The organism is Mycobacterium sp. TH-M82 (assembly GCF_057473605.1).
Genome location: NZ_JBYCKY010000469.1, coordinates 1 through 4,407, shown reverse-complemented (window position 1 = coordinate 4,407; position 4,407 = coordinate 1). Strand labels below are relative to the sequence as shown.

Annotated in this window: 4 protein-coding genes; all 4 read left to right on the top strand. The window is 67.7% G+C overall.

Annotated features, from left to right (window positions below; translation table 11 throughout):
* Positions 1 to 1,151: acyl-CoA dehydrogenase family protein (locus AC2VON_RS14415; RefSeq protein WP_486953553.1), on the top strand; the 1,151-nt coding region annotated here is incomplete at its 5' end.
* 114 nt (positions 1,152 to 1,265) lie between these two features.
* The gene (locus AC2VON_RS14410; protein ID WP_486953552.1) at positions 1,266 to 2,471 is read left to right on the top strand and encodes a CaiB/BaiF CoA transferase family protein; all 1,206 of its coding nucleotides are present in this window, start codon (positions 1,266 to 1,268) and stop codon (positions 2,469 to 2,471) included.
* Entirely contained in the window at positions 2,468 to 3,394 is a 927-nt protein-coding gene (locus tag AC2VON_RS14405; protein ID WP_486953551.1) for a hydroxymethylglutaryl-CoA lyase, read from the top strand. Before AC2VON_RS14410 ends, AC2VON_RS14405 begins: the two co-directional genes overlap by 4 nt.
* A gap of 25 nt (positions 3,395 to 3,419) precedes the next feature.
* Positions 3,420 to 4,407, top strand: a 988-nt coding sequence (locus tag AC2VON_RS14400) for an acyl-CoA dehydrogenase family protein (protein WP_486953550.1), incomplete at its 3' end; no start/stop codon positions are given.

The window sequence follows — 4,407 nt, the reverse complement described above, 5'->3', positions numbered from 1 at the left end:
CCGGCGCCGCCGAGATCCTGCGCCCGATATCGCGCAAATACGACCTGCGCGAGCACGATTACCCCGTCGAACTGGACACGCTGGAAACCCTGTTCGCCGGGATCTCGCAGGCCAAGGCGTTCGCGTTCGCCGGCGCTGAGGCATTCCGCGACACCGAGGACAAAGAGGAAAACCGCAACGGCGCCAACATGGCCGCGCTGCTGCAGGTGGTGGAGATGAGCTGGGGTGACGTGGCGCTGATGTTGTCGGTGCCCTATCAGGGGCTCGGCAACGCGGCGATCTCCGGGGTGGCCACCGACGAGCAGCTCGAACGCCTGGGCAAGGTGTGGGCGGCGATGGCTATCACCGAACCGAGTTTCGGCTCCGACTCGGCGGCGGTGTCCACGACGGCCACCCTGGACGGCGACGAGTACGTGATCAACGGCGAGAAGATCTTCGTCACCGCCGGATCGCGGGCCAGCCACATCGTGGTGTGGGCGACGCTGGACAAATCGCTGGGCCGTCCGGCGATCAAGTCGTTCATCGTGCCGCGCGAGCACCCCGGCGTCACTGTCGAGCGGCTGGAACACAAACTCGGCATCAAGGCCTCCGACACCGCGGTGATCCGGTTCGACAACGCCCGCATTCCCAAGGACAACCTGCTCGGCAACCCGGAGATCGCCTCCGGTGAGGGTTTCGCCGGGGTGATGGAGACCTTCGACAACACCCGGCCGATCGTCGCGGCCATGGCGGTCGGGATCGCCCGGGCCGCGCTGGAGGAGCTGCGCAAGGTGCTCGACAACGCCGGTGTGGACATCTCCTACGACAAACCGTCGCACACGCAGAGCGCCGCGGCCGCGGAGTTCCTGCGGATGGAGGCCGACTGGGAGGCCAGCTACCTGTTGACGCTGCGGTCGGCGTGGCAGGCCGACAACAACATCCCCAACTCCAAAGAAGCGTCGATGGGCAAGGCCAAGGCCGGCCGGGTAGCCAGCGACATCACCCTCAAGGCTGTCGAAATGACGGGAACCACTGGCTATTCCGAGCAGCCACTGCTGGAGAAGTGGGCTCGCGATTCGAAGATCCTGGACATCTTCGAAGGCACCCAGCAGATCCAGCAACTGGTGGTGGCCCGCCGGCTGCTGGGCTTGTCGTCTTCCGAGCTCAAGTAGCGGGTGCCTTTCCCGGCGAGCATGCGCAAAATCGCACCGGCGGGGCACGCTCGATGCGAGTTTGCGCATGCTCACCGTGCAGGGCCGTGCCGGGCGGGCAGCTAATGTTGACACGTGACCGTGGCCGGCGCGCTGGACGGGATCCGGGTGCTCGAACTGGGCACCCTGATCTCAGGGCCGTTCGCCGGCCGGCTGCTCGGCGACATGGGCGCCGAGGTCATCAAGATCGAGCTGCCCGGCACACCGGATCCACTGCGTATGTGGGGCCAGGCCGAACTCGACGGGCACCACTTCTTCTGGACCGTGCACGCCCGCAACAAGAAAGCCGTCACGCTGGATCTGCGGAAAAGCCGCGGCCGGGAGGTCTTCCTGGAGCTGGTGCAGCGCTGCGACATCATCGTGGAGAACTTCCGTCCCGGCACGCTGGAGCGCTGGAACCTCGGTTACGACGCGCTGCGCCACCACAACCCGGGCATCATCCTGGTGCGGGTGTCTGGCTATGGGCAGACCGGGCCGGACGCGCCGAAGGCCGGATACGCGTCGGTCGCCGAGGCGGTCAGCGGCCTGCGCCACCTCAACGGGTTCCCCGGCGGTCCGCCGCCGCGGCTGGCGCTGTCGCTGGGCGATAGCCTGGCCGGTATGTTCGCTGCGCAGGGTGCCCTGGCCGCGCTGCACCGGCGCACCCGCACCGGGCAAGGCCAGGTCGTCGACGTCGCATTGACCGAATCCTGTTTGGCTGTTCAGGAATCGACCATTGCGGACTACGACGTCGGCGGGGTGGTGCGCGGTCCGTCGGGAACCCGGCTGGAGGGAATCGCGCCGTCCAACATCTACCGCGCTGCCGACGGTAGCTGGGTGGTGGTCGCCGCCAACCAGGACAGCGTGTTCGCCCGGTTGTGTGCGGCGATGGGCCGTCCCGAACTGGTCACCGACGAGCGGTTCGCCACCCATACCGCGCGCGGCCGACACCAGGACGAACTCGACAAGATCATCGGCGACTGGGCGATGCGACACGAACCCGCCGAGATCATCGAAACCCTTTCTGCCGCAGGAGTGATCACCGGTCCGATCAACACCGTCGCCGAAGTGGTCGATGATCCGCAACTGCGGGCGCGCGGCATGCTGGTCGAGCACTTCGACGAGGCAGCCGGGCGATCGGTGCTCGGGCCGGGGATTGTGCCGGTGCTCTCCGAGTCCCCAGGTGCCGTCCGCAACGCCGGCCCCGCGCATCCCGGCCAGCACAACGAAGAGATCTACCGCGGCCTGCTGCACAAGACCGCCGCCGAGCTGGAATCGCTCTACGAAGAGGGTGTGCTGTGAGCGAACCAGCGGAACTTCCGCCACGGGTCACCATCCGCGAGGTTTCGCTGCGCGACGGGCTGCAGATCGAAGAGCCGATCCCGCTGGGCGCCAAGCTCGAACTGCTTGCCGGTGTCGCCGCGACCGGGGTGCGAGAAGTAGAGGTGACGTCATTTGTGTCGCCGACCAAGGTGCCTGCGCTGGCCGACGCCGCCGAGTTGGCGGCCGAATTGTGGCGCTACCCCGATATCGAGTTCTCCGCGCTGGTCGCCGGCCCGGGTGGCGCCGCCCGCGCCATCGAGGCGGGCCTGCGTTCGATCGAATACGTCGTCTGCGCCTCCGACGCGTTCAGCATCGCCAACGTGGGCCGGCCCACCGCGGAGGCCCTCACCGCGACCGCCGACGTTGCCGGTATCGCCCACGACAACGGAGCTACGATCGAAGTCATCATCGCCACCGCCTTCGACTGTCCGTTCGCCGGACCGACCTCGCCGCACTACATCCTCGATATCGCCACGGCAGCAACCGAACTCGGCGCGGATCGACTCTCGATCGCCGACACCATCGGGACCGCTACCCCACGGCGGGTCACCCATCTGGCCGACGCGTTGCGCCAGCAGATGGGCGACGGCGACACCCTGCTGGGTATACATTTCCACAACACCCGCGGCGCCGGCCTGGCCTGCGCCTACGCCGCGGTCAGTGCCGGCGTCACCCGACTGGACGCGTCGATCGGCGGGCTGGGCGGCTGCCCGTTCGCGCCCGGTGCCACCGGCAACATCGCCACCGAAGATCTGGTGTACCTGCTGCGCGACTGTGAGATCGACACCGGCATCGACCTGCAGGCCGCCATCGCCGCCGCTGAAACCGCCCGGACGATCGTCGGACACGACCTTCCGGGCGCACTGCTGCGCGCCGGCGACCGGAAGCTGCACACCGGATAACTCCCAGCCCCGGAAAGGCCCCAGCGTGGATTTCACTTTGCCGGACCATCTCCCGCAACTGTTGGAGGAGATGGACGATTTCATCGAGGCCGAGATCGCCCCGCTGCAAGCCGAGCAGATGCAGTATTTCGACCACCGACGGGAGTTCGCCCGCACCGACGTCGAGCACGGCGGCATCCCGCAGCGGGCCTGGGAGGATCTGCTTTCCGAGATGCGCCGTCGTGCCGACAGCGCCGGCTGGTTGCGCTACGGGCTGCCGTCATCGGTGGGCGGCCGGGACGGCACCAACGTGGATATGGCGGTGATCCGGGAGCACCTGGCGCACAAGGGCCTTGGCCTGCATAACGACCTGCAGGACGAATCGTCGATCGTCGGTAACTTCCCCCAGGTGATCATGATGGAGCGGTTCGGCACCGACGAGCAGCGCCGCACCTGGTCGCAGGCTCTGATCACCGGCGAACGGTCCATGGCGTTCGGCCTCACCGAACCGGCGCACGGATCCGACGCGACCTGGTTGGAGACCCGCGCCGAACCCGATTCTGACGGCTGGGTGATCAACGGAGCCAAGCGGTGGAACACCGGTGTGCACCGCGCAACCCACGACCTGATCTTCGCCCGCACGTCGGGTACGCCGGGGCAGGCGCGGGGCATCACCGCGTTCCTGGTACCCACCGACACGCCGGGCTTCACCGTCCCGTTCTACTGGTGGACGTTCAACATGCCCACCGATCACGGCGAAGTCGAGCTACGCGACGTGGCCGTGCCCGTCGATGCGGTGCTCGGGGAGGTGGACGGTGGGCTGGAGGTGGCGCAGACGTTCCTGCACGAGAACCGGATTCGGCAGGCTGCGTCCAGCCTGGGCGCGGCGCAGTATTGCATCGACCGGGCTGCCGACTACGCGCAGCGGCGTACGGTCTTCGGCAAGCCGCTGGCGGTCAACCAGGCGGTGCAGTGGCCGCTGGCCGAGTTGCACACCGAGGCCCAGATGGTGCGGCTGCTGGTGTATTACGCCG